The sequence below is a fragment of the Streptomyces luteolifulvus genome (genome assembly GCF_008806595.1).
In the GTDB taxonomy this organism is placed as follows: domain Bacteria; phylum Actinomycetota; class Actinomycetes; order Streptomycetales; family Streptomycetaceae; genus Streptomyces; species Streptomyces luteolifulvus.
Window position 1 is genome coordinate 1 of the sequence record NZ_VZRB01000032.1, and the last position, 23,914, is coordinate 23,914.

Genomic DNA, 23,914 nt, shown 5'->3' on the forward strand with positions numbered 1-23,914 from the left:
ATCCGCCGCACGGACATGCAGAGCGTCCCGGTCCGGGTCGGCGTAGACGGCCACGCTCGCGATCCCGGCGTCCCGGCACGCCCGGGCCACGCGGACAGCGATTTCGCCACGGTTGGCGATGAGCACCCTGTGCATGTCAGGAAGCCCGCCTGCCCGGAGTCCCGGGCGCGTCGGCCTGGTTGAACCGTCCCGCCCCGGATTCCAGCGCGCCCAGCGCCCCGTCGAAGAAGATCAGCGGTTCCTGGCCGTGGTCGGGCACGCCCAGTTCCACCACCTCGCCGACGACGATCTCGTGGTCACCGCCCGCGTGGATGTCGACGGTGGTGCACGTCAGGTACGCCAGCGCCTCCGTCAGCACCGGCAGTCCGCCGTCGCTGAAGTGGTGCGGCACGCCCGTGAACCCCTCTGGCCGCCGACCGGCGAAGGACCGGGCCAGCTTCTCCTGACGGCCGGAGAGGAAGTTCACGGTGAACCCGCCGGTTTCCTCGAGCACCGCGTGCAGCCTTGACTGCTTGTGCAGGCAGAACAGGACGAGCGGGGGTTCCAGGGAGACCGAGGTGAAGGAGTTGACGGTCGTGCCCTCGGCACGCCCCTGGGGTCCTGTGGTGATGACCGTGACCCCGGTCGTGAACAGGCCGCAGACGCGGCGCAGGGTGAGTGGTTCGATCGGCTGTTGCTCGTGGGTGTGAATCAGCGAGCGCGCTGCTGCTGACATGCGCATCCCTTTCGTGACGGGTCCGGAGAAGTGCCGCGCGCGAGTGCCTGTTCTCAGAGCAGCTTGCGGACCTTGGCGCCGGCCTTGACGATGCCGAGCAGGAACTCCCGGCCGACGCTGTTCATCTCCGCCGGGGCCTGGACGGAGGCCCAGTACAGGTAGCGGGCCATGGTGACCGTCGACGGGTAGATGAATCGTTTGTTCTCGTCCTTCCAGCCGAAGACCGGATTGACGATGGGCGACTCGTCGAGCAGCTTGAAGATGGTGTCGGCGGCCTCGTCGCCGGTCAGCACGCCCGCCTCGTACTTCTCGCAGGTCTCGGCGGCCGTCTCCAGCAGGATCTTGAACTTGTCGCTCTGCGGCCACCACAGACCGGGGTAGTCGTTCGCCTCCAGCTCCTGGAAGTGATACGGGTTCCCGTCCCTCAGGTGCTTGAGGCGGGCCCGTGTCAGCCGCATCGTGCCGGGGGTGATGAAGGAGCCCCAGATCCGGAAGACGGCGTTCCAGAGGCGGAAGTGCGAGAAGGCGATGAAGGAGCTGTTGACCAGTTCGTCGTTGTACTGGAGCAGGCCCTGCTCCAGGCGCTCCACGTACTCGAAGCGCTCCGCCGAGAAGTCCCCGTCCTTGAGGGCGTCGACCAGGCGGGAGGTGAGCGCGTCGACCACCTCGAAGGTGTTCGACAGTCCGCGGGAGAACAGCGGGTCGAGGAAGCCGGCCGCGTGCGACATCAGGCACCAGCGGTCGCCGATGGTCTGCTTCGACGAGTACTGCAGGCGGTCCGTGGAGATCCACTCACGGATGCGGGCGGCGCCCTCGAACTGCCGCTTGACCGCCGGGTACTTGTCCAGGAACAGCTGGAACTCCTGCTCCGGGCTGAGATCCTTCGGCTTGGGGTAGGTGCGCTCGTCGATGGTCAGACCGACGCTGCACAGCGGATTGCGGGAATCCTTGTGGTTGTCGAAGGGGATGATCCAGAACCAGCCGCGCTCGATGATGTGGTGCATGGTGCCGGTGTGCCAGTCGGCCGGCGGGCGCAGGTCCTTGGGGTGCCCGCTGACGTCGTCGAACGGCTTGATGCCGACGTAGTGCGTGAACATCGACCGCGAGTGGTGCTTGAAGCGGGCCGGCTTGTCGCGCAGGTCGAACTTGTCGGCGAGCGGTGAGCGGAACCCGGAGGCGTCGACCAGGTACTTCCCCCGGTAGACCTCGTTCTGGGCACCCGGGGCGGCGCTCTTACCGGTGACCGTCACACCGTCGTCGTCGAAGTCGACCTCGGCGGCCCGCCAGTTCTGCCGCGGCACACAGCCGTACTTCACGGCCACATGGAACATGAAGGCGTCGCTGTCCTGGCGGAACATATGGCTGTTCTGGTGGAAGATCTTCGGCAGGGCCAGCTGGGTGGCCTCGCGCGGGTTGGGCTCCTTGCCGACCTCGTGCTTCATAAAGCCGAAATGCGCCTTGGTGCCGAAGGTCGGGCCGATGTCCCGGGTGGACTGCTGGACACTGGCCAGGCTCTTGAGTTCGGGGATGTCGTGGCGCTCGGCGAGAATGTGGATCCATTCGACGAGCTGCGGAGTCATGGACTCGCCGATGGCGAAGCGGGGGTGGGCGGTCGCGTCGACCAGCAGCACCCTGGCGCCGTGCTGGGCCAGGATCGTGCCGGTCACCGAACCGGCCAGGCCGGAACCCAGAATGATGACGTCGAACGTCATGTCCTCGGAAATCCCGGATGCTTTCGTCGGTTCCGTCGCGCCTTCGGTCCTCTTCGCGACCATGGGCTATCTCCTTCGTCGGGTGCGGTCCACAGCGAAAAAGTGCATGCAAAAAGGGCCCTCCGTCTCTATGCCGGAGAGCCCTGGAAAAAGGCGTGAGTCAACCGCTGGCTAAAGCGTGACAGAATTACTGCGCCGGGTCAACCCCCTTATCGCACAGGGGAGTTGACAAAATGCGTTTCCGCGAGGAGTTTCATCAGCAGGGCGCGCAGCTCGTCCTCGCCGCCGGGACCGAGCATGGCCGCCACATCCGCCGCGAGGGAATCGACGGCACGGGCCACCATGCCGAGCTTCTCCCGGCCGAGGTCGGTCACCTCCAGGGCGTACCGGCGCCGGTCGTGCGGATCGCGGCCCCGGCGCACCAGGCCGCCCTTGACCAGCTCGTCCACCATCTGCGAGACGGCCGGCCCGGTGATGGCGAGGAACTCCGCGAGCCGCTGCTGCGAACAGGGGCTGAACTTGTCGAGGGCGTAGAGGGGTCCGTAGTGGCGCACTCGCAGACCGGTGCCGGCCAGCTTGTCGTCGCCGTGCTTGCGCAGCCGGTGGTGCGCCTGCGCGACCAGGTACTCGCTGCCCTGGACGAGGGGCTGCGCGGACTCGGGCAGGAGCCTGGCCAGCAGTTCGTCGAGCCGGGCCCGCTCCTCGGACGTGAGCACACGGGTCAGCCGGGCGTCGCGCTCGGCCACCGCCCGGCGCCGGGCGTCGAGGGCGCTGCGCCCCTGCCGCGTCAGGGACAGCACGTACTGGCGCCGGTTGTGGGGGTTGCGGGTGCGCTGCACCTCGCCGCGGGCCTCCAGGTGGTCGATGACCGCGACCATGATGGTGCGGTTGATGCCCAGACGCTCGGCCAGGTCGAGCTGGGACTCCCAGTCGCGGCCGGCGAGCGCGTCCAGGACGAGGAACTCACGGGAGTCGGCCTCGGTGCCGTCGACGGTCGCGGAGAACTGCGCGTAGACCCGGCGGAGGAGGTAGCCGATGAACCCCGTGAGGTTCTCGGGAAGCACCCCCGGTACTTCGGCGGCCTCCTCGGTCCTCGTCACGGGACCCTGCAGTTTTTCGCGCTCGCGCCGCACGACAGCACCTCCTGCCCGAGTGTATACGGGCGGTGCACACGGCCCCGGGGTCGTGTGCACCGCCCCGGAATCAGTGCGCCCGGCCTTCCGGCACGAGCTCGACGATCGAGCGGACCGCGGTGGCCTGGCCGCCGGCCCGGTGTACGCCGGCCACCTCCAGCCCGGCCGCCCGGGCGAGCCTGGTGATCTCGTCCAGCGGGCGTTCGAGGCCGCCGTAGTAGGCGAGCATCCGCAGGTCCATGCCCGTGTGGGCGGACTCCCCGGTCTCCTCGACGACGAAGACCCGGCCGTCACCGCCGGCCACGGCTTCGGCACAGCGCTCCAGAATCCGCAGGGCCTCGTTGTCGGCCCAGTTGTGCAGGACGGAGGAGAGGACGTACCCGCCGCCGTCCGTCGGCAGCTCGTCGAAGAAGCTGCCGCCCACGACTCCCGCACGGTCGCCGAGCCCCGCGGCCCGGAAGCGCTGCGCGGCGCGCGCCGCGGTGGCCGGCAGATCGACGACCGCGCCGCGCAGGGTCGGATGGGCCGTCAGCAGTCCGGCGAGCAGTACGCCGTTGCCGCCGCCGAGGTCGTAGACATGGCCGAGGGAGGACCAGTCGTACGCCGCGGCGATCGAGCGGGCGTCACGGGCGACGTTGTCGGCCATGACCCGGTCGAAGGACTCGGCGAGCTCCGGGTGGGCCTCCAGGTCGTCCCAGTACGGCAGGCCGTAGCGGACGGGGTAGGCGGGGTCGCCGGTGCGCACCACGTGCGGCAGGTCCACGAGACAGAGATCGCCGCGTCCGATGGCGCCGCCCAGGTCGATGAGGTGGAGCTGCCGGCTCGGGTGGTCGGCGCGCAGCCCCTGCCCCAGCTCGGTCAGCCCGTACGTCCCGCCGTCGGCGGTCAGCACCCCGACGGTGACGAGGTGGCGCAGCACCCGCTGCAGGGGCTGCGTGCGCAGTCCCTCGGCGCGCGCGATGTCGTAGGCGGTGACACGGCCGTCGGTGATGTGGTCGGCGACCCGGTGGGTCGCGGCCACGCGCACGGCCATGGGGGTGACCAGGTCGGCCATCTCCCACAGCCCGAGCGCACGGGGGTGCGGAGCCTGCGCGGATTCCGGCTGAGCGGACTCCGGCCGGGTGCTCTCGGACGGTAAGTGCTCGGGGTGTGCGGAGTCGTGCTGTGCCATTTCGTGTCGCCTCTTTCCGGGCAGTGGGGTTTCCGGGGGCTTCGCGAAGAGTGGATCGAAGGTCGGTCAGGGGGGCGGCCCCGCCGCGGGGGCGGGGCCGCCGTGCGGCTCGTCAGAAGGCCGCGGGTACGTGCTCGCCGTCCCGGTGCGCCTGCGGAGCCGTCGCCGGGATGGTCAGTACGGCCGCCACCAGGGCCAGCAGGTACATGCCGCCGCCGAGCAGGAAGCCGTACGAGTAGCCGTCGGACAGCGCCTCGGGCACATTGCCCGGCAGCTTGCCCTCCGTGATGTGCTGGGCGGTCGCGGCCAGCAGCGCCAGGCCGATGGCACCGCCGATCTGCTGCGCGGTGTTGACCAGACCGGACGCGGCCCCGGTGTCCTGCGGCGCGACACCGCGCACGCAGATCACGGTGACGGTCACGAAGACCAGACCCAGGCCCAGGCCGGAGACCAGCTGCGCGGGCAGCAGGACGAACAGCGCGTTCTGCCCCGGGGCCAGCAGGCTGAACCAGAGCATGCCCGCGATGCCGATGAGCAGGCCCACCGTGATGACCGAACGCTCGGACGTCTTGGCGAGCAGCTGCGGGCCGATACCGCCGGCCGCCAAGCCGATACCGACCGCGAAGGGCAGGTAGGCAAGGCCCGTGACCATCGGCTCGTAGCCCTTGACGAGCTGCATGTAGAGGGTCAGGAAGTAGAAGGTGGCGAGCATGCCCGCACCCATCAGGAACATGATCAGGTTGGCGCCGACCCGGCTCTTGTCGGCCAGCACACTGCCGGGGATCATCGGCGCGCGGCTGGAACGCTGGATCGCGACGAACGCGACCAGCAGGACGAGCGCGACGGCCAGGCCGATCAGCGTCACGGAGTCGCCGATGCCCTCGGTGCCCGCGCGGGTGATGGCGTAGACGAGCGCCGCGAAGCCGAAGGTGGCGGTGAAGGCGCCTGGCACGTCGACCTTGCCGCGCTCACGGTCGCCCTCGACGAGCACACCGGTGCCGATCAGGACCAGGACGGCGATCGGGACGTTGACGTACATCACCCAGCGCCAGTTCAGGTACTCGGTGAGCGCGCCGCCGAGCAGCAGGCCGACCACGGACCCGAGGCCGCCCATCGCGCCGTACACACCGAGTGCCTTGTTGCGGGCCGGGCCGGCCGGGAAGGTCGTGGCCAGCAGGGACAGGGCGGTCGGTGCGGCGATCGCTGCGCCCAGACCCTGCAGCACACGTGCCGTGACCAGCACTTCGCCGCTGCCGGCCAGACCGCCGAGCAGCGAGGCACCGGTGAACAGCACCAGGCCGATGCGGAACATCCGGCGGCGGCCGAAGAGGTCACCGGCGCGGCCGCCGGCCAGCAGTAATCCGCCGAAGGCCAGGGCGTACGCGGTGACGACCCAGCCGAGGGCGGACTCGCTCAGCCCGAGCGCGCTCTGCATGCTCGGCAGGGCGACGGCGACGATGGTGTTGTCCAGGACGAGCATCAACTGCGCTGCCGCGATGACCAGCAGCGCGAGGCCCAGCTTGCCGCCCTGCCCGGGCGGGGCCGATGCCTTGGGAACGGCTTCGGTTCGGTCTTGCAGCGACATGAGCTCTCTCCGATGTCTCTGGTTATGGGGGGCGGTGAACGGCTGGCGGTGCAGTGCAATGCGGTGCGTGCGGTGTGGTGCCGAGTGGGGTGTGTGCGGGACATGCCGTGCGGACGGGCTGTGCGTGATGTGGTGCGGTCAAGGGGAGTCCGGGGGGTGGACGGGGGCGGAACACCCCCCGGAGGCTTTGGGTGCTGCCCTCAGCGGCCGGCCGAGTCGGCGGCCTTCGTGCCCCAGATGTCGAGCGCCTCGTAGGCCACGCGCCACTCGGTCTCGTAGGCCTTGCGCAGCGGCTCCGGCATCCCGCCGAGGATCTTGGCGACCTTGGCGGCGTCCATGTCGTCGAGCAGCCAGGGCAGATAGCGGACGGAGTCCTGGCCGACCCGGCCGCGCTGCTCGGAGCTGAAGGTCGCCCACTGCTCCTGGTTCAGGGTGATGTCCATGAGCTGGAGCGCGTCCCGCTCCTCGTGGTCGAGGTGGCCGCTCAGGCTGGTGTAGAGGGTGTCGACGAGACCGCCGAGGCGCTCCAGGCCGGAGTCCCGGTCGGCGAGCGCCGTGTCGATGTCCGCCAGCAGCGGGTCGATGACCGCGTGCTCCGCCTCCATCGCGTCGAGCAGGGCGAGTTCGGAGGGCTTGCCGGCCAGGGCCTCCTGCATCACGGGCCATACGGTGATGTCCTCCGACGTGTGGTGGATGACAAGGAACTTCTTGAACAGCTCCCAGCCGACGGCGGTGCTCAGTACGTGGCGGGGGTCCTCGTCGACCCGGGCGGTGATCCGCGCGATGCGCTCCAGCTCGCGCCGGAGGGCGTCATGGATGGCGAACATCATCGTCATGTCGAGGTTCTTGAAGTCCTGGCTCATCGCTGTCTCCCTCAGTGCTCCTGCGTCGTACCTCGACGGTATCGTCAAACCACTTATCCATCAAGCTCTATAACTAACAAGAGCCCTAACCATCAGCCGGTTAAGTGACCCTCCGGCTGACGAAGGTGCAGGTCAGCGGGTCAGCGGGTGCCGGCGGACTGCAGGGTGGTCTTTTCGGCCATTTCTTCGTCGGCCGCTTCGGGCTGGTCCGCGGCGTCGAGGTCACCGACCCGCCGCCGGATCACGCTCAGCGCGGGACCGGTCGCGGCCGTGGTGATCAGGGCCATGAGGACGAGCATCGTGAACAGGTCGGGGCCGATGACGCCGAGGCCCAGGCCGATGTTCAGCACCACCAGCTCGGTCAGCCCGCGGCAGTTCATGAGCGCGCCGATCGACATGGCGTCGGTCCACGACTGCCCGGACGCCCGGGCCGCGACGGAGCCGCCGCCCCACTTGCCCAGCACCGCCACGGTGAGCACGGCACCGGCCCACAGCCACTGCACCGGGTCGCCGGCCAGCAGCGAGATGTCGGTCTTCAGACCCGTCGTGACGAAGAACAGGGGCAGCAGCACGGGCACGGTGAAGGCCCGCACCCGGGCCGCCGTCACCTCGACGATGCGGCTGCCGCGCGGAGTGACCACCCCGAACAGGAACGCGCCGAACAGCGCGTGTACGCCGATCTTGTCGGTGGCCAGGGCACTCAGGCACAGCCCGCTGAACAGCACGACGAGTACAACGCTTTCGGTGTACGCCCGTTCCGCACGCCTGACCCAGCGGGCCAGCAGCGGACGTACGGCGTAGTACATGAAGAGCGTGAACGCGACCGCGTACAGCGCGGTGGTGACCGCCTCGGTGGGCGAGTTGCTCTTCGTCACCGCGACCACCGCCGCCAGCAGGCACCACGCGGTCACGTCGTCCACCGCCGCACACGCCATGGCGAGCGCGCCCACCTTGGTCCGGTAGAGGCCCCGGTCGGTGAGGATGCGGGCCAGCACCGGAAAGGCGGTGATGCTCATCGACACCGCGATGAACAGCACGAACGGCAGCTTGTCGACGCCGTCGGGCGCGAAGGTTGTGTACATGCCGAACGCGAGAAGTGTGCCGAGGGCCAGCGGCAGCGCGATGCTCGCCTGGGAGACCGCCAGGGCGGTCCGGCTGTGGCCGCGCAGCGAGCCCAGGTCCAGTTCCAGGCCCACCAGGAACATGAAGGCGAGCAGGCCGAGGTTGCCGAGCGCGCCGATGTACGGCAGTACGGACTGCGGGAAGAGCGCGGTCTGCGCGTCCGGCCACAGCCAGCCCAGCAGGGAGGGGCCGAGCAGGATGCCGACCGCGATCTCGCCGACCACGGGCGGCTGGCCGATCCGGCGCACCAGCTGCGCGCCGGCCTTGCAGGCCAGGATCACCGCGGGGACGGCTATCAGCAGGTCGGGCAGGGGATCGGAAACAGCTGCCATCGCATCTCCTGAGGGTGGGAGGTGAGGGTGGTGCGGGGTGGGGTGGGATGGGGCGGGGGTGCGGGCACCTGTGCTGGTGGGGAGGCGTGCTCAAGTTCCGTACGGGCGGACCGTCTTGGCCTCGCGCAGGGCGCGGGCCCACCACAGCAGCTGGTCGAGCATGAGCTTGGCGGCGGCCTCGGCGCCCTCGGGGTCGGCGGGGAAGCGGCCCTCGGTGTCGTAGTGCTCGAGGATCCGGGGGAACGTGACGACGTCCTTCATCCCCACGCAGTGGAACTCGGCGAAGATCTGGCGCAGGTGCTCCACGGCGCGGACGCCGCCCGCCATGCTCAGTCCGTAGCTGACGAAGCCGACGGGCTTGGCCTGCCATTCGGACTGGAAGCTGTCGATGAGCGTCTTGAGCGGGCCGGGGACGCTGCGGTTGTACTCCGGTACGACCAGGACGAACGCCTCCGCGGCGGTCAGCCGGGGGCGCAGTGCCGTGGTGCGGGGGTGGTTCGGGTCCAGGTCGGCGGGCAGGAGGGTGTCGGCCACGTCCACCACGTCCAGGGTGAGGTCGTCGCGGCGTGCCGCCAGCTGCCGGAACCAGGCCGCTACGTCCGGGGCCAGGCGGCCGTCCCGGGCGGAGCCGATGATGAGGGTGACTTGGACGGGGCTGGTCATCGGTGGGCCGCCCGCGAGGGTGCGGGTGCCGGTTCCTTGACCGGGGTCAGTGCCAGGAACTCGTGGGCGTCGACCTTGGAGAGGATGCGGCGGGTCAGGGCTGGCATCCTGGTCGTGCCGTCGTCGGTGAAGACGGTCGGGTTGGCGACCTGGATGCGGCGGCCGCGGGTCGTGATCTCGCAACCGCCTGCTGCCAGTACGTTCTTGACCCAGTCCGAGCCGGGGCCGTACGGCAGGGTGATGATGATGTCCTCGCCGCGGCGGAACAGCTTCACCGGGGTGGTGAACTCGCGTCCGGACTTGCGGCCGCGGTGGTGGACCCTTCCGAAGCCGGGGAGCCGGCTGAACAGGGGGCCCACGAGGTGGTTGGCGAACCGCCGGTTGAAGCGGGCCACCTTTCGGTCGATCGGCACGATTCGCTCCTTGGTTGGGGTGGTCGGATGCCTGCGGCGGCCTGTGCGGCCCCCCGGCCCGGTCCCCTCGCCGCCGAGGGGGGGCCAATGGCCTCAACAACGCCGGTCAGCAGCTCCAGCACGTTCGGCGCTTACGCACGGGGCCGTGAGAGTCGACGGGGGTTCAGGAAACCCAGCCCGTCCGGCGCTTGAGGACGAGGCCGTTCAGGCCGAACGGGGGTCCAGGGGGCGGAGCCCCCTGGGGAGGGGACGGGTAGGGGCGGCGGGGGCGAGGAAAACCGGGCGGGCAGTCCGGGTGGGCGCATCTCACCCGGACTGCCGGTACGTCACGCCGCCGGCTTGGACGGGGTCAGCGGACCCACCGGCTTGCCGCCGGACTGGAGGAAACGCTGCAGCGAGAAGTTGTCGACGATGCCCCAGCGTTCGGCGATCTTGTCCCCCTCGAAGCGGAACCAGATGATCGCCTGGTGCTGAACCTGCAGACCGGTCGGCGCGATCCCGATGAACGGCCCGGTGTGCTTGCCGTGCATCACCCAGCGGATCGCGGCCTTGTCGCCGTCCGAGATGAAGTCGAGGATCTCGTACTTGATGTCGCTGAACGCGGACTGCTGGATCCGGATCGTGTGCTTGAACGCCTCCGGGCCCCGCATCGAGTCGTCGTGGCTGCCGTGGTTGCGGAAGTCGGCGGTCAGATAGCGGTCCGCGGCCGACAGGTCGCCCAGGTCCAGGCCCTCGTGGAAGACCTTCTCGACCAGTTCCCTCTGCTGCGCTGCGGTGAGCGTGGTGGCCATGCGTCAGTTCTCCTCTGTTGAAGTTGAGACGGTGTTTCCGCGGGTGTCGAGCGTGTTCGTGTCGACCCGGGTCACGCCCTTGGGCACGGACCCGGTGGTCCACACGATCCGCAGCCGGAGGCTGTCGATGCGCCAGCCGTCGGCCGTGCGCCGGGCCGTGCCCGTGAACCTGCCGCCGAGCTGGAAGTACTCGGAGGGGTCGGGGGGCAGCGGCGAGGCGAAGTGGACGTGGGAAGCGATCAGGCTCCAGCTGAGATCGGCCCGGTCGCCGTCGACGTCGATCGAGCTGTCGGAGCCGTGGTGGTGCGTACGGCCCCAGCGCGCCATGATCCGCCCGGTGAAACCGTCGACGCCGTCGATGCCCCGGTGGCTGCCCACCGGGAAGGTCATCTCGATGTCCTCGGTGAACAGCGACCGGGCCCAGGTCTCGTGGAAGGCGCCTTCGTCGAGGCTGGCGAGGTAGCGGTCGACGAGTTTGCCCAGCGCCGCAAGGTCGGACAGCCGGCCGATCTCGGCGGCCAGGGCCTTGAGCTCTGCGGCCTCCGGCTGCGTCATGACACCCGGCGCCCCTCGGTGCCGGCGTCGGTCGCGTAGATCAGGGAGTCGTCGGCGGCGTAGATGACGGCCTTGCCCGCGCCGGTGAACTTCTCGCCGTCGTGCTGCGCGGAGAAGTCGATCTGGATGTACGCGGCCCGCTTGCCGGTGGGGCTGATCTGGGTGTAGTCGGGGTTGAAGTCCTCACGGACGGAGAAGTCGAAGCTCGTGTCGCCGGTGGCGGTCCAGGTGCCCTTGCCGGTGCTCTTGCTGGTGGTGACCGTCAGCGAACCGTCCGGCTCGAAGGTGGCCGTGTAGGCGTCCACCTCACCGTCGTGCGCGACCTCACCCGTCCACGTACCGACAGGCGTCTTGGCAGAAACAGACATCGACCACACTTCCTCGGGTCGGGGCGAAAGGAGACAAAAAATCCGCCACCGCGGTGGAGAACCGACGGTCGGCGGATCAAGGGAATTGCGCCCGCCCCGGGAACGCGAGGTTCAGGGCATGGGGGCGCCGCGAAAAGTGTGACACCCATCTACCCGTCCGGTCAACTCCCCTTTTGAATAAGGTGGTTGATCGATAAGCGGGGTCTGATCAATTGCGGGCAGAGAAAAGCCCCTTGCGGCCGAGGGTGGGCCGCAAGGGGCTTTCTTCTGTCCGGATCCCCGCACGGATCCGGGATTTCGGTCATGGTTCATGAATTCTTCAGTCGCTGATTTCCGTAGGCGTCGGGCGGCGGCACGGCCGGTGTGGCCAGCGCAAGCAGTTCGTCGAGGTCGTACTCGGCCCGCTGCGGGCCCCCGTACCGGGTGATCTTGCCGCGGCTCGCCCACTTGCGGATCGTCGCCTCGGACACCCCCATGGCCAGGGCCGCCAGTTCCGTCGGCACCGTGCGCCGCTTCCGGGTTCCCCGCATCACGCGGCTCCCTCCGCCGTCCGGCCCGCCACCAGCAGCCACTGCCGTGGCGGCAGCGCGTGTCCGGCGTCGCAGGAGACATGGCCCGGCGCGGCCGAGCCGTCGGCGCCCAGGACGCCGTGCAGCGTGCCGTCGCAGCCCGGCTGCACACACGGGCCGAGCGGGAACCTCCGCGCCTGCCCCGGCCCGAACAGTCCGCCGAACTCGCCGAGCAGCTCGGCGACCTCCTCGTCGAAGTCGACGGCCGCCGGGTGGCCGGCGATCCACCGCACCTGCTGGCGCAGGAAGGGCACCAGGTCGCCGACCTCGCGCTCACGCGGCCGGGGCACCTCGCTGCCCCGCTCCTCCACGACGAGCCGTGCCCAGGAGGCGAGCACCTCGGTCATCCGCGCCCGCATGTCCACGGCCCGCTCGTCGAGGACGATCCCGACGGCGCTCCGGCTGCCGCTGACCCGCTCGCGCAGCCGGGGCGACGCGGCGGTGAGGGCGTGATCGCTCTCCTGGTACAGCTCCAGCAGCGTGCGCAGTTCGCCGCGCAGCCGCTCCACGCACTTGGCGCAGATCCGACCGCACGCCGCCCTGCAGTCCCGGCCTGTGTGACTGTCTGGAAGTTTCCGAACCTGGTGCACCTGGACCCCCCAAATCCCTGTGGCTTCTGGTGGTTTCCACCATCGTCGCCAGGCCTCGGACACGCTTCAACACACGCCGGTTCAGAGCTTCGCCAGACTTCCGCAGCTGTATCAGGGAACCGTCAGCCCAGCGTCAGACGTCCGAAATCCGTCCCCCGGAACTACCGTCCTCTCCCGTCGGCGGCGGCACGATCAGCGAGGCCGCGAGCGCCTTGTTGACGGCGTCCATCCGGGATACGGCGCCGAGCTTGCCGTAGATGTTGCGCAGATGCCGTTTCACCGTGCCCTCGGCGATCGCGAGGCGCCGGGCGATCTGCGAGTTGCTCAGCGCCTGTCCCGCGAGCGCCAGCACCTCCCGCTCCCGCACCGACAGGACCTCCAGCGGCCGCGGGCCGGAGACCAGGCTCTGCTGGGACAGCGACAGCACCACATGTCCCGAGCGCCGCTCCACGGTGACGCTGCGGATCGCCGACAGCAGCTCCTGCCGTGTCGACCCCTTGACCAGATACGCCCCCGCACCCAGCCCCAGCAGTTCCCGGGCCAGGGCGATGTCGTCGTGCACGGTCAGCACGACCACCTGCGGACGCGGGGTCATCCGCACCAGACGCGCCAGTACCTCCCGTACCCCGGGACCCGGCATCTCCACGTCCAGGAGCACCACGTCGGGCCGTGCCTCGGCGGTGACGCGGCAGGTCTCGTCGCCCCGGTGCGCCTCCCCCACCACCTCGAAGCCGCCGGCGACCGCGAGGATCTCCGCGATTCCCTGGCGGAACAGCGTGTGATCGTCGGCCAGGACGATCCGGACCGGTCTACCGGCGGGCAGCACGCATGCCCCCTCTCAGCGGCACACGCACCAGGACGCGCGTCCCCGCCCCGGACTCCACGGCCAGGCTGCCGCCCAGCAGTTCGGCGCGTTCCCGCATCGAGAGGAGACCGCCGCATCCGTACGGCGCCGCATCAGGAGCGAATCCGCACCCGTCGTCCTCGATCCGGGCCTCGACCCGTTCGGGCAGCACCTCGACGGACACCGTGACCTGCGACGCCTTCGCATGACGTACGGCGTTGCGCTGGGCCTCCCGCACGATCAGGAACAGCTCCCGTGCCGTCCGCTCGGACAGCAGCTCGTCCCCGCTCACCTCGACCCGCACCCGGACTCCCCCCTCCGCCACCCCCGGGCACCCGCCCGGCTCACCGAGATCCCGCAGCAGCGCGGCCCCGAGCGGCCGCACCGCCCCCGGCGCACCGGGGTCCACGGCCTGCCGCCGCAGTCGTGCCATCAGCGAGCGCAGCGCCGTCAAGGAGTCACGTACCGACTCCCGTGCGCCGGCCAATCGTTCCTGCGCCGTCCGCGGCCATTGCGTGCGGTGCAGGTCGTACAGCTCGAAGCAGTTGAGCGCCACCGCCAGTCGCCCCGCCACCTCGTCGTGCAACTCCCGTGCCGCGGCCGCGGCGGCCGCGGAGACCGTACGCCGGTGCAGCAGCGTCAGCAGCCGTACGCCGTCCTGCGCGGCCACCGGTTCGGCGAACACCACGCGTCCCACGGCCTCGAAGAGGAGGGTCGCGGTCCGCTCGGACACGGCGACGGGTCGCGGAGCGGGCTCGGGACAGCCTAGATCATTTTTCTGACCGTCCAACTGGTATGTCGAAAACCGCAGTTCACCGATGATGTCACTCAGGAGCCGCCGGGCAGAGTCCCGTTCGTGCTCCGCGCAGGACTCCAGCACCTGCTCCATCCGGCGCTCCAGCACGTCCACGGCAGCACTGTGCGCACCCCCCTGTGACGACACCCGTCACCCCCCTGACGACCAGCGAACTCCCCAGTCCTGCACTGATCTTGGCTGCTCGGAGAGTACCGCCTCCGGCACTCCTTGCAGCCGCTCGGAACCGGTCGGGGCAGCACCCGGTACCTCCTCGATGTCCCGTGCGGGGCAGGATCGGCTGTCCCGAACGGGACAGGAGGGTCATACCTCTTGAGAACCGGTCGACCGACTTGTTAGGCTCTCTAGAAGATACCGTTCGACCAGTTTTTTAAGGGACCATGCGGGACCGCCCCGCCGACACGGGGCAACAGCGCCGGGAGACACCGGATGAAGAGCGTTCTGATCGTCGAGCACGACGACGGCGTGGCCGAGACCCTCGCGCAGACCCTGACCGTGCACGGATACGCGCCCCAGCGCACCGACAGCGGAATCGCCGCACTCGGCCTGCTCGACGGCGTCCGGCTCGTTCTGCTGGGCCTCACCCTGCCGGACCTCGCCGGGCACGAGGTGTGCCGCCGTATCCGCGAGCGTTCCTGCGTGCCCGTCATCGCACTGAGCGAACCGACCGACGAACTCGACGAGCTGGACCGGGTGATGGCCCTGCACATGGGTGCCGACGACGTCGTCACCAAGCCGTTCGGCCGGTTTGAGCTGATGGCGCGGGTGCAGGCGGTGCTGCGCAGGGCGGGGCACTGCCCGTGGCACGAGCGGACGGCGGTCGCAGCGGCGGAACCACTCCGGGACACGGAGGAGCACGTCACCACAACGGGCGCCGAGAGCACGGGAGCTGTTCCGGTTCCCGGGCAGCGGTCCGCTCCCGACGGCCGGCCGGCCGCTCCGTCCGCCGAGCCGGTCGCGGCGGCGACGGCCACGGCCACGGCCACGGCCACGGAGCTGCCGGCCGGCCCCGGTCCGAACGGCTCCGGATGCCTGAGCGCCGGCCCCTTACGACTGGACCAGCGCATCCGCAAGGTCTTCCTGCACGGCTCCGAAGTACGCATCACCCGCAAGGAGTTCGACCTGCTGGCCATGCTCATCGAGGACCCCGGCACGGTGATGAAGCGCCAGGAGATCATGGCCCGTGTGTGGGACGAGAACTGGTTCGGCTCCACCCGCACGCTCGACGTCCACGTCGGCTCCCTGCGCGGCAAGCTGGGCAGCGCGGAGTGGATCGAGACGGTGCGCGGGGTCGGCTACCGGCTCACCGTGCCGGAGATGCTGAGGAGTTGAGTGTCCCGCCCGCCCCGAAACGCAGCGTGCCCCCCGGCCCGAGCCGGGGGGCACCGCACGTTCGCTCCGGGTCAGGTCGTCGTACCCGGTGGTCCGCTCTCGCCGTCCAGTACGGTCACGGCGACGGTCGCGGCCACCGAGCCGGCCTGGTGGAACTGGACGGTCAGCGTCCGGCCCCCCTCCGGGTCCGCCGTCGGCTTCGACGCCGAGACCAGGCACGGCGAGTCGAACTCCACGTACCGCCGGAAGGACGCATCGCAGCCCACCAGCAGTCCGCGGGGCAGTCCGAGGGCCGACAATGCCGCCTGGCGGGCGGCCTCCAGGAGCAGCATCCCGGGCACATGGTCCACCGGGTGGTCGAACAGGACGGGATGCGTGGCGTCGACGCGCAGCAGATGGACGCCGCCGAGCCCCTCCGCGTCCTCCACCTCGGGCCGGCCCAGCACGACGTCGAACTCGCAACTCCGCCCGACCAGGTCGGGCCGGACGGCCCGGATCAGGGTGTACGCCGGCCTCGCCTCGGCCCGTGCCCCCCTCAGCCTGCGGTACACCGCGGGCCCGACACAGTCGCTGGCGGCGTGGCCGCTGCCCATCAGCTCCCCGTCGCGATGGGCGAGTACATCGAGGGCGAACGAGGAGACGTACGCACCACGGCACCGGATGTCCCGCAGCGTCACGCCCAGTACCACGTCGGCGGGGGTACCGGCGAGCCTCGCTCCTCTCTCCGTCAGCTCGAACGACGTGGACTGCGTGAGGAAGTGGTAGTCGAGCGGTATCCCCAGCGCTTCGTGCGCGAGCAGCAGCCCGGCCTGGCGTATCGATTCTCCGAGCAGCATGGGATCGTGCCACCGGCCGGCGACCGGGCCGTAGTAACTGTGCCCCCGGGCCCATTGGGCGCCTATGTGGTACTTGTCCCGGCCCTTGGGCCGCAGCCCCGTGAGCAGGACCTCCGAGACGGCCGATCGGTGCACGAGCCCGCGCGGAACCGTGCGCTCGAAGAGCTCGGCTTCCTTTTCCGGACTTAAAGAATCCGGTCGGACGGCTTGCTTAAGTGGACTCATCGCTTGCCTCCTGAGACGCGCGCAGACGTCAGATACCCGCAGGATGAACAGGACACGAGGCAGGAAAGGCCCGCCCCCCACGTGTGGCGCCACTTCCTTAACCATACTAGGTGACTGGTTTTTTTTCGCTAGTTCATGGCAGGCTTGTTCCAGCTACTTGCCGTGGTGATCAACCGGAAGGATGGAAGACCACCATCCGCACCGCGGCGGACAGGAGGCACTGAAGTGGCGAGGGCCAGGCAGGAACGAGCCGAGATCACCCGGCAGGCGATTCTTGACGGGGCGGCGGTCGCCTTCGACAGCACCGGCTTCGGGAGTACGAGTCTGAGCGACGTCTCCAAGCAGGCTGGTGTGACCAAGGGGGCGTTGTACTTCCACTTCCAGTCGAAGGAAGCGCTCGCCCGCACGCTCATAGAGGAGCAGTTCCAGATCTTCCGCCCGGTGGTCAGCACCCCGATGCCCGGTGTGCAGACCGCGATCGACCTCTCCCACCAGCTCGCCCACGGGCTCCTCACCGACGTGCGCGTCCGCGCCGGGATCCGGCTGGTGATCGAGTTCGGCTCCTTCACCGACCCCGACCCCACGCCGTACAACATGTGGATCGACGCGCTGCGCGACTGTCTGGCGCCCGCGCAGGGCCGTGGTGACGTCCTTCCCGAGGTCAATGTCACCGACCTCGCGACGTTCCTGTGCGGTTCGTTCACCGGTATCCAGGTCGCCTCGCACGTCCGCACCGGCCGCGGGGACCTGCACGCGCGCGTGACGGACCTGTGGACCTTCGTGCTGCCCGGCATCGTCCCGTCCCGCCGCCTGTCCCGCTTCGAGGCGGCCGGCTCCCCCGAGTGCCGCGCCGAACTGGGGCTGCCCGCACCGGAGGAGGTGGAGTCGCGGGTGAGCTGACCCGCGCCCACACCTCCTACGCGTGCCCCGACCACTCACCGTGCCACGCCGGCAAACCCCGCCCGCCCTTCCCCGGCTCAGGACGACCCGCCACGCGCCGCCGGCAATACGGGGGCGGTCGTCCTGACAGGCCGCCGTCCCGGACGCTCCGGCCACAACCCCGGAGGCGCGACCACGAGTGAGCTGACACCCACGCCCCCTTCGCGTGCCCCGACCGGCCACCGTGCCATGCCCACAACCCCGCCCGTTCCGCCCCCGTCTCAGTACGACCCGCCACGCGCCGCCGGCAGTACAGGGGCGGTCGTCCTGACAGGCCGCCGCCCCGGACGCTCCGGGCGCAGCGCCGGCAGCAGCAGCGACCACAGATCGGTGAGCCAGGCCTCCGACTCCGCGCGCTGCGCACCCAGCCAGGTCAGCGCCTCGACGCCGGCCACCACCGCAGTGACCAGCGTGCGCGCGGACGCGTCCGCGACGGTCCGGCCCAGCTCACCACTGCGCCGTGCCTCCCCCATCAGATCCCACAGCAGCTCCAGCCAGACCCGGTAGAAGTCGAGCTCTTCGACACCGGTCGCGGCGGGACGTGAGTAGCCCCTGGAATCCGCGGAATCCGCGGACTCTTCGGCCAGACCGGCGTCCTTGTGCTCGCGCGCGATCCGCACCGACGCCCGTACGAACACGTCCTCCCGCAGCAGCCGCTGAAGGACGAACGTCAGGTCCACGACGGCCTGAAGATACGAGCCCTCCGCGGGGCCCATCCGGGCCACCGACCGCTCCATCAGCTCCCGTCCGCGCTCCTGCACGGCGACGGCCAGCTCATCCTTGGAGGCGAAGTGGAAGAAGAGCGCTCCCTTGGTCACCCCGGCGCGGCTGCTGATGTCGGCCAGGGTCGCGCGCACATAGCCATGGCGCGCGAACTGGTCGGCGGCAGCGGTCACCAACCGTTCGACGGTCCGTTCCGAACGCTTCTGCCTGCCGACCATCCGCACCGCCCCTCGACGCCCACCGCACACACGGCTGCGCCGGGCGAGCGCCGGAAGGGGGGACGCCCGGCGCTCGCCCGGCGCCTCCCTTCCTTGATACGCCCACCCGCGTCAGAGGAACGCAAACCCCATGTCAGAGGACTGTCGAGGAACACCAAACCTGACCGCGGGTCAGGCCCGGCCGGTTCAGACGTTGATCGAATGCGAGGTCCGCCCCGAGGCCGCGTCGATCTCCCCGTGCGCCTTGGTCAGCAGCTGCATCGCCAGCTCGTTGAGCGCGCGGGCCCCCGCGATCTCCTCCCCGACGCGCGGCTGATTCGCGTCGGTGTGATGCCGGGTGGCATGCCCGTGCGTCCGTACCTCCGTACCGTCCGGCAACCGCACCAGCGCCGCCGCCCGCGTGTGCTCGTCGTCCTCCTGGAACTCGAGCTCGATGTGCCATCCCACTGTGGTGTGCATCATGACGATCACCTCCGGAACACCTGCTTCCAGGGTGCTCCTCAGCGGCCCCGGACACCACCGAGGCGCCCGTGAAATCCCGCTATCCCGCGCGCAGCATCAGCCCGATGCCCACCACGAGCAGCCCCGCCGCCGCGATCCGGGGCGCCCCGAACCGCTCCTTGAAGAACAGGGCGCCGATGGCCGCGCCCACGATGATCGAGGACTCGCGCAACGCCGCGATGGGCGCGAGCTCCGCCTTCGTCTGCGCCCACAGGACGAGGGCGTAGGCGGCGACGGAGAGTGCCGCCCCGAGCAGACCGAGTCCGGCGAACGGCCGCAGGACGGTGAGGAGCTGGGCGCGCCACCGGTACAGCGCGTAAGCCGGGATCGCCACACCTTCCACGGCCATCAGCCAGGCGATGTACCCGAGGGGGGAACCCGAGGCCCGCACCCCCAGGCCGTCGACGACGGTGTACCCGGCGATGGTCAGCCCGGTGGCGAGCGCCGCTCCGATCGCGGCCCAGTTGGGCCGGTGGCCGCGCAGCCCCCACAGGGCGACTCCCGTCAACCCCGCGCAGGACAGGGCGATTCCGGCGGCCGCCCACCCGTCGGGTACCTCGTGCGCGAAGACGGCGGCGAGCAGGGTGACCACCAGCGGCGCGGTGCCGCGTGCGATCGGATACGCCTGCCCGAAGTCCCCCAGCCGGAAGGACCTCATCAGCAGGATGTAGTACACGATGTGGATGACCGCCGAGCCGATCAGATACGGCCACGCGCCCGCCGCCGGGAACGGCACGAACGACACCATGGCCAGCCCGATCAGCATCCCCCCGCCCGCGATCAGCGTGAACCCGACGAGCTTGTCCGTGATCCGGTGGGCGATCGCGTTCCAGCTCGCGTGCGTCACCGCGGCGAGCAGGACGGCCGCGGTGACCAGCGGCGTCACGGGGTGTGCTCGCGAACGTCCACGACGGTGGCGCCGGCATGGGCGACGAGAGTGCCCGGCTCCATGGGGAAGACGGTGTGCGGGTTGCCGGCCGCGGCCCAGACGATGTCGTGTTCGAGGAGGGACCGGTCGGCCAGCACCCGTGTCTTCGTACGGTGCCCGAAGGGCGGTACGCCGCCGATGGCATACCCCGTGGTCTCCCGTACGACCTCGGCCTCGGCCCGCGTCACCTTCTCGACGCCGAGTTCCTGCCGCACCAGCTCCAGGTCCACACGGGAGGCGCCGTCCATGAGCACGAGCACCGGCACGCCGTCCGCCGCGAAGACGAGCGACTTGCAAATCTCACTCAGCTCGCACCCGAGCGCCGCGGCGGCTTCGGCGGCGGTACGGGTCGCGTCCGGAAACCGCCGGACCCGGGAGACGAGCTCCTCGATCCCCAGCTCCCGCAGGGCGTCGACGAAACGGGGGTGCACCCCGGTGGGCTGCGGGGCGGGGGTGGCGCCGGTGCCGCTGTCGATCGGTGTCATGCAGGGCACGGTAGTGGTGGGTGTAGGTGACACGCGACCGGGTTGCGGGGCGCACGCAGCAGCGACGCGGCCCCCGGACCGAGGACGCGCGCCGCGTCGTCGGTCCGGGGGCCGTCGGAGGTCCGAGGGATCAGACCTTGACCAGTTCTCGCTTCTCGTCGGGATCGGGCGAGCCGTCCGGCTCACTCGCCGCCCGCAGCCCTTCTCCCTCCACGTCCACGTTCGGCAGCACCCGGTCCAGCCACTTCGGCAGCCACCAGGCCTTCTTGCCGAGCAGGGCAAGGACCGCCGGGACGATCGCCATACGGACGACGAACGCGTCGAAGAAGACCGCGATCGCCAGGCCGAAGCCGATCATCTTGATCATCGACTCGCTGGAGCCGATGAAGCCGGCGAACACCGCCATCATGATCACCGCGGCGGCCGTCACGACCCGTGCGCCGTACCGGAACCCGGTGACCACGGCCTGGCTCGGCTTCTCGCCGTGGACGTACGCCTCGCGCATCCGGGTCACGAGGAACACCTCGTAGTCCATCGCGAGACCGAAGACCACGCCGATCATGAAGATCGGCATCATCGACATGACCGGTCCGGTCTCCTCGACGCCCATCAGGCCGGCCAGCCAGCCCCACTGGAAGACCGCGACCACGGCACCCAGGGCCGCCATCACGCTCAGCAGGAAGCCGAGGGCCGCCTTGAGCGGGACGAGGATCGAGCGGAAGACCGCGATCAGGAGCAGGAACGCCAGGCCCACGACCAGGACCAGATACGGGATCAGCGCGTCGTTCAGCTTCTGCGAGGTGTCGATGTTCATGGCCGTGGTGCCGGTGACCAGCACATCCGCGCCCGTGTCGGCCTTGATGTCCGTACCCGTGTCCCGGATGCCGTGCACCAGGTCCTCGGTCGTGGCCGACGACGGCTTGGAGTCCGGGATCACGGTGATCGTCGCCGTGTCGCCGTTCTTGTTGTACGTCGCCGGCGTCACCGTCCCGACGTCCTTGAGGCCCTTGATGTCGTCGCCGACCCGGGTGACCGCGTCCTTGGGCGCGTCGCTCGCCTGCGCGTCGACGACGACCGTCAATGGACCGTTGAAGCCGGGCCCGAAGCCCTCGGAGAGCAGGTCGTAAGCCCTGCGCTGGGTGGTCGAGGTCGGCTGCGAGCCGTCGTCCCCGAGGCCCAGCTCCAGGGAGCCCGCGGGGACGGCGGCGGCGCCGAGGCCGAGGACGCCGAGGAGCAGGACGGCGACCGGACGGCGTACGACGAAGCTCGCCCAGCGCGTGCCCAGGTTGGGCCTGGCCCTGCCCGAGGACGCCTTCCGCGCGGCCCGGGCGCCGCCGAGGAACCTGCTCTTCTCACCCGCCGGCCTGACCTTCCGGCCCGCGTAACCGAGCAGGGCGGGGATCATCGTCAGCGCGATGAGGACCGCGATGGCGACCGTGCCGGCGGCCGCGACACCCATCTTCGTCAGCATCGGGATGTTGACGACGGCCAGGCCGACCAGCGCGATCACGACCGTGAGGCCGGCGAACACCACCGCGGAGCCCGCGGTGCCGACGGCCCGGCCGGCCGCCTCCTCGCGCTCGCGGCCCTCGGCCAGTTCGGCGCGGTAGCGGGAGACGATGAACAGGGCGTAGTCGATACCGACGGCGAGGCCGATCATCGTGGCCAGCGTGGATGTGGTCGAGCCCAGGTCGAGGATGCCGGCGAGGGCGGTGATCGCCGAGACTCCGATGCCCACGCCGACGAGCGCCGTCAGCAGCGGCAGTCCGGCCGCGATCAGCGAGCCGAAGGTGATGACCAGGACCACCGCGGCGACCGCGATGCCGATGACCTCCGTGGCACCGGTCTCGGGTGTGGTCTGGAGTGCGTCACCGCCGACCTCCACGGTCAGCCCGGTGTCCCGCGCGTCCTGCGCGGCCTCCTCCAGGGCGTCCCGGGTGGCGTCCTCCAGTTCCATGCCGGACACCTTGTACTTGACCGACGCGTACGCGATCGTGCCGTCCTTGCTGACGGCGTTGGCCTGGTACGGGTCGGCGACGGAGGCGACCTCGGAGCCGTCGGCCAGTTCGTCGACGGTCTTCCGGACGGTCTTCTTGTGGTCGGCGTCGGTCATCTTCCCGCCGGTGGGCGCCTTGAAGACGACGCGGGCCGTTGCGCCGTCGGCGCTCATCCCCGGGAAGCGCTGTTCCAGCAGGTCGAATGCCTTCTGGGCCTCGGTTCCGGGGACCGAGAAGGAGGTGGAGCCGGCGGCGGGGGCGCTGGCCGCGCCGACGCCGGCGAGCGTCAGCAGGGCCACCCATATCAGGGCGACGAAGTGCCGTCGCCGGAAGGCGAGCCGGCCGAGTCTGTAGAGAAACGTGGCCACGAGGGCGTACTCCCGGTCAGGTCGTTGGGTTCTTCGGGGCAGGGGTGATCAGCCCGACGACGTGAGCGGTCGCGTCAGGTGGTGAGTGAGTACGGGGACTCTCAGGTGGTGGGCACGCCGAGGGCGGGGAGCACCACGGCGTCGATGTACGAAAGCAGGAACGCCTGGGTCGGCGGCTTCTCGTCGATCATCGTGCGGGCGACGAACCCACCGATCATCATGTGCATCACGAACTCGATCGCCGGGTTGTCCGCACGGACCTCACCCCGGTCGATCGCCCGCTGGAGCACCCGGCGGAACTCCGCCATCTCCGGCTCGATCAGATGCTCCCGGAACGCCTGCAGGAGGTCCGGGTTGCCGTGGATCGCCATGGCCAGTCCCCGCATCAGCGCGGAGTCCTGTTCCATCTGGCAGTCGTCCGACTGCAGCGTCAGGGCGTGCAGGTCGCCTCTGAGTGATCCGGTGTCGACCTCGTCGGAGGACGCGCCGGGCTTGTTCTGTCGCACGGCCTTCGCCACCAGCTCGGCCTTCCCGCCCCACTGGCGGTAGAGGGTCGCCTTGCTGGACCGGGTGCGGGCGGCCACGGCGTCCATGGTGAGGGCGTCGTAGCCGACTTCCCGGAGCAGGTCGAGCACGGCCGCGTACAGCTCGGCCTCGCGCTCGGGGGTGATCCGACTGCGACGGGCCGTCGAGACCTCTGTCATGCCTCCCACCTTCCCACTCCGAACGACACGGTTTCGTACATGACGAATGTAGCGCAGCTCCAAGCGAAACGAAACTGTTTCGTTCGTGTTGTGGGTCACGCCCTCCACCCAAAAAAGAGATGTGGCCAAAAAAGCGATGTGGGGTGCCCTCCGAAGAAGGGCACCCCACATCAAGGATCAAGCCGCCGGACTACCGGTCGTAGTCGTCATCGAGGCGATCCTCGTCCTCCCGCTCCATCCGTTCCCGCTCCCGCTCCTCCATACGCTCACGCTCAGGATCGTCCATGCGATCCCGGCGGCGCCCCCGCTGCTCAGACTGCTCCTGGAACTTGTCCTTCATACCCATGTGGGTTCACTCCCGTGGTGGGTGAGGGGTTGAGACCCCGAGGCGGGGCCCCGATCAGATTCACATGGGCGG

The 23,914-nt window shown here is 69.9% G+C and carries 27 protein-coding genes; 2 read left to right on the plus strand and 25 right to left on the minus strand.

Annotated features, from left to right (window positions below; genetic code table 11):
- From F7R91_RS32485 to F7R91_RS32565, 17 genes are all read right to left on the minus strand, one after another.
- The coding region (locus F7R91_RS32485) for a biotin carboxylase N-terminal domain-containing protein (protein WP_150955179.1) at positions 1-135 on the minus strand (135 nt) is incomplete at its 3' end.
- Position 136: 1 nt separating this feature from the next.
- Complete coding sequence (locus F7R91_RS32490) at positions 137-715, minus strand: flavin reductase family protein (RefSeq protein ID WP_150955183.1); 579 nt, start codon at positions 713-715, stop codon at positions 137-139.
- Positions 716-768: 53 nt separating this feature from the next.
- Positions 769-2,427: an NAD(P)/FAD-dependent oxidoreductase gene (locus tag F7R91_RS32495; RefSeq protein ID WP_150955416.1), complete on the minus strand. Its 1,659-nt coding sequence runs from the start codon at positions 2,425-2,427 to the stop codon at positions 769-771.
- Between the two features lie 209 nt (positions 2,428-2,636).
- Positions 2,637-3,527: a MarR family winged helix-turn-helix transcriptional regulator gene (locus F7R91_RS32500; RefSeq protein WP_225320899.1), complete on the minus strand. Its 891-nt coding sequence runs from the start codon at positions 3,525-3,527 to the stop codon at positions 2,637-2,639.
- A gap of 103 nt (positions 3,528-3,630) precedes the next feature.
- Positions 3,631-4,731 (minus strand): methyltransferase, encoded by a 1,101-nt coding sequence (locus tag F7R91_RS32505; protein ID WP_150955188.1) that lies wholly within the window; start codon positions 4,729-4,731, stop codon positions 3,631-3,633.
- Between the two features lie 112 nt (positions 4,732-4,843).
- Positions 4,844-6,316, minus strand: a complete 1,473-nt coding sequence (locus F7R91_RS32510; protein WP_150955191.1) for an MFS transporter — start codon at positions 6,314-6,316, stop codon at positions 4,844-4,846.
- A 200-nt stretch (positions 6,317-6,516) separates the two neighbouring features.
- A complete protein-coding gene (locus F7R91_RS32515) occupies positions 6,517-7,179 on the minus strand; it encodes a hemerythrin domain-containing protein (RefSeq protein WP_150955194.1) in 663 nt (220 codons plus the stop codon).
- Between the two features lie 140 nt (positions 7,180-7,319).
- On the minus strand, positions 7,320-8,633 hold the full coding sequence (locus F7R91_RS32520) for a cation:proton antiporter (protein ID WP_150955197.1): 1,314 nt from the start codon (positions 8,631-8,633) through the stop codon (positions 7,320-7,322).
- A gap of 90 nt (positions 8,634-8,723) precedes the next feature.
- Positions 8,724-9,296, minus strand: coding sequence for an NADPH-dependent FMN reductase (locus F7R91_RS32525; protein WP_150955200.1), 573 nt, complete (start codon positions 9,294-9,296; stop codon positions 8,724-8,726).
- Entirely contained in the window at positions 9,293-9,709 is a 417-nt protein-coding gene (locus tag F7R91_RS32530; protein ID WP_150955203.1) for a nitroreductase family deazaflavin-dependent oxidoreductase, read from the minus strand. The genes F7R91_RS32525 and F7R91_RS32530 overlap by 4 nt, the downstream gene beginning before the upstream one ends.
- A 326-nt stretch (positions 9,710-10,035) precedes the next feature.
- Complete coding sequence (locus tag F7R91_RS32535; protein ID WP_150955206.1) at positions 10,036-10,500, minus strand: ester cyclase; 465 nt, start codon at positions 10,498-10,500, stop codon at positions 10,036-10,038.
- Between the two features lie 3 nt (positions 10,501-10,503).
- Complete coding sequence (locus F7R91_RS32540) at positions 10,504-11,055, minus strand: nuclear transport factor 2 family protein (protein ID WP_150955209.1); 552 nt, start codon at positions 11,053-11,055, stop codon at positions 10,504-10,506.
- Positions 11,052-11,423 carry a dehydrogenase gene (locus F7R91_RS32545; RefSeq protein WP_191971719.1) on the minus strand — a complete coding sequence of 124 codons (372 nt, stop codon included), beginning with the start codon at positions 11,421-11,423 and terminating at the stop codon, positions 11,052-11,054. Before F7R91_RS32545 ends, F7R91_RS32540 begins: the two co-directional genes overlap by 4 nt.
- A gap of 308 nt (positions 11,424-11,731) precedes the next feature.
- Positions 11,732-11,953, minus strand: coding sequence for a helix-turn-helix domain-containing protein (locus F7R91_RS32550; RefSeq protein ID WP_150955212.1), 222 nt, complete (start codon positions 11,951-11,953; stop codon positions 11,732-11,734).
- Positions 11,953-12,501 (minus strand): hypothetical protein, encoded by a 549-nt coding sequence (locus F7R91_RS32555; protein WP_225320900.1) that lies wholly within the window; start codon positions 12,499-12,501, stop codon positions 11,953-11,955. The genes F7R91_RS32550 and F7R91_RS32555 overlap by 1 nt, the downstream gene beginning before the upstream one ends.
- Before the next feature lie 214 nt (positions 12,502-12,715).
- The gene (locus F7R91_RS32560; protein ID WP_150955215.1) at positions 12,716-13,408 is read right to left on the minus strand and encodes a response regulator; all 693 of its coding nucleotides are present in this window, start codon (positions 13,406-13,408) and stop codon (positions 12,716-12,718) included.
- Positions 13,392-14,336, minus strand: a complete 945-nt coding sequence (locus tag F7R91_RS32565) for a sensor histidine kinase (protein ID WP_150955218.1) — start codon at positions 14,334-14,336, stop codon at positions 13,392-13,394. The genes F7R91_RS32560 and F7R91_RS32565 overlap by 17 nt, the downstream gene beginning before the upstream one ends.
- Before the next feature lie 333 nt (positions 14,337-14,669).
- Here F7R91_RS32565 and F7R91_RS32570 point away from each other — a divergent pair, with 333 nt between their 5' ends.
- Positions 14,670-15,572, plus strand: coding sequence for a response regulator transcription factor (locus F7R91_RS32570; protein ID WP_150955221.1), 903 nt, complete (start codon positions 14,670-14,672; stop codon positions 15,570-15,572).
- 71 nt (positions 15,573-15,643) lie between these two features.
- On the opposite strand, the gene F7R91_RS32575 is transcribed toward F7R91_RS32570, so the two are convergent.
- Positions 15,644-16,633: a ScbA/BarX family gamma-butyrolactone biosynthesis protein gene (locus tag F7R91_RS32575; protein ID WP_150955224.1), complete on the minus strand. Its 990-nt coding sequence runs from the start codon at positions 16,631-16,633 to the stop codon at positions 15,644-15,646.
- Between the two features lie 225 nt (positions 16,634-16,858).
- Between F7R91_RS32575 and F7R91_RS32580 the strand changes: the two genes are divergently transcribed.
- Positions 16,859-17,533, plus strand: coding sequence for a ScbR family autoregulator-binding transcription factor (locus tag F7R91_RS32580; protein WP_225320901.1), 675 nt, complete (start codon positions 16,859-16,861; stop codon positions 17,531-17,533).
- Positions 17,534-17,793: 260 nt separating this feature from the next.
- On the opposite strand, the gene F7R91_RS32585 is transcribed toward F7R91_RS32580, so the two are convergent.
- The 7 genes from F7R91_RS32585 to F7R91_RS42235 all read right to left on the minus strand — a co-directional run bounded on the left by F7R91_RS32585 (position 17,794) and on the right by F7R91_RS42235 (position 23,836).
- On the minus strand, positions 17,794-18,513 hold the full coding sequence (locus F7R91_RS32585) for a ScbR family autoregulator-binding transcription factor (RefSeq protein WP_150955229.1): 720 nt from the start codon (positions 18,511-18,513) through the stop codon (positions 17,794-17,796).
- Between the two features lie 186 nt (positions 18,514-18,699).
- A complete protein-coding gene (locus F7R91_RS32590) occupies positions 18,700-18,975 on the minus strand; it encodes a DUF1876 domain-containing protein (protein WP_150955232.1) in 276 nt (91 codons plus the stop codon).
- 79 nt (positions 18,976-19,054) lie between these two features.
- Positions 19,055-19,900, minus strand: a complete 846-nt coding sequence (locus F7R91_RS32595; protein ID WP_150955235.1) for a DMT family transporter — start codon at positions 19,898-19,900, stop codon at positions 19,055-19,057.
- On the minus strand, positions 19,897-20,427 hold the full coding sequence (locus F7R91_RS32600) for a YbaK/EbsC family protein (RefSeq protein WP_150955238.1): 531 nt from the start codon (positions 20,425-20,427) through the stop codon (positions 19,897-19,899). The genes F7R91_RS32595 and F7R91_RS32600 overlap by 4 nt, the downstream gene beginning before the upstream one ends.
- 130 nt (positions 20,428-20,557) lie before the next feature.
- On the minus strand, positions 20,558-22,792 hold the full coding sequence (locus F7R91_RS32605) for an MMPL family transporter (protein WP_150955241.1): 2,235 nt from the start codon (positions 22,790-22,792) through the stop codon (positions 20,558-20,560).
- A gap of 101 nt (positions 22,793-22,893) precedes the next feature.
- On the minus strand, positions 22,894-23,496 hold the full coding sequence (locus F7R91_RS32610; RefSeq protein WP_150955244.1) for a TetR/AcrR family transcriptional regulator: 603 nt from the start codon (positions 23,494-23,496) through the stop codon (positions 22,894-22,896).
- A gap of 190 nt (positions 23,497-23,686) precedes the next feature.
- Positions 23,687-23,836 (minus strand): hypothetical protein, encoded by a 150-nt coding sequence (locus F7R91_RS42235; protein ID WP_191971734.1) that lies wholly within the window; start codon positions 23,834-23,836, stop codon positions 23,687-23,689.
- Positions 23,837-23,914 lie beyond the last annotated feature (78 nt).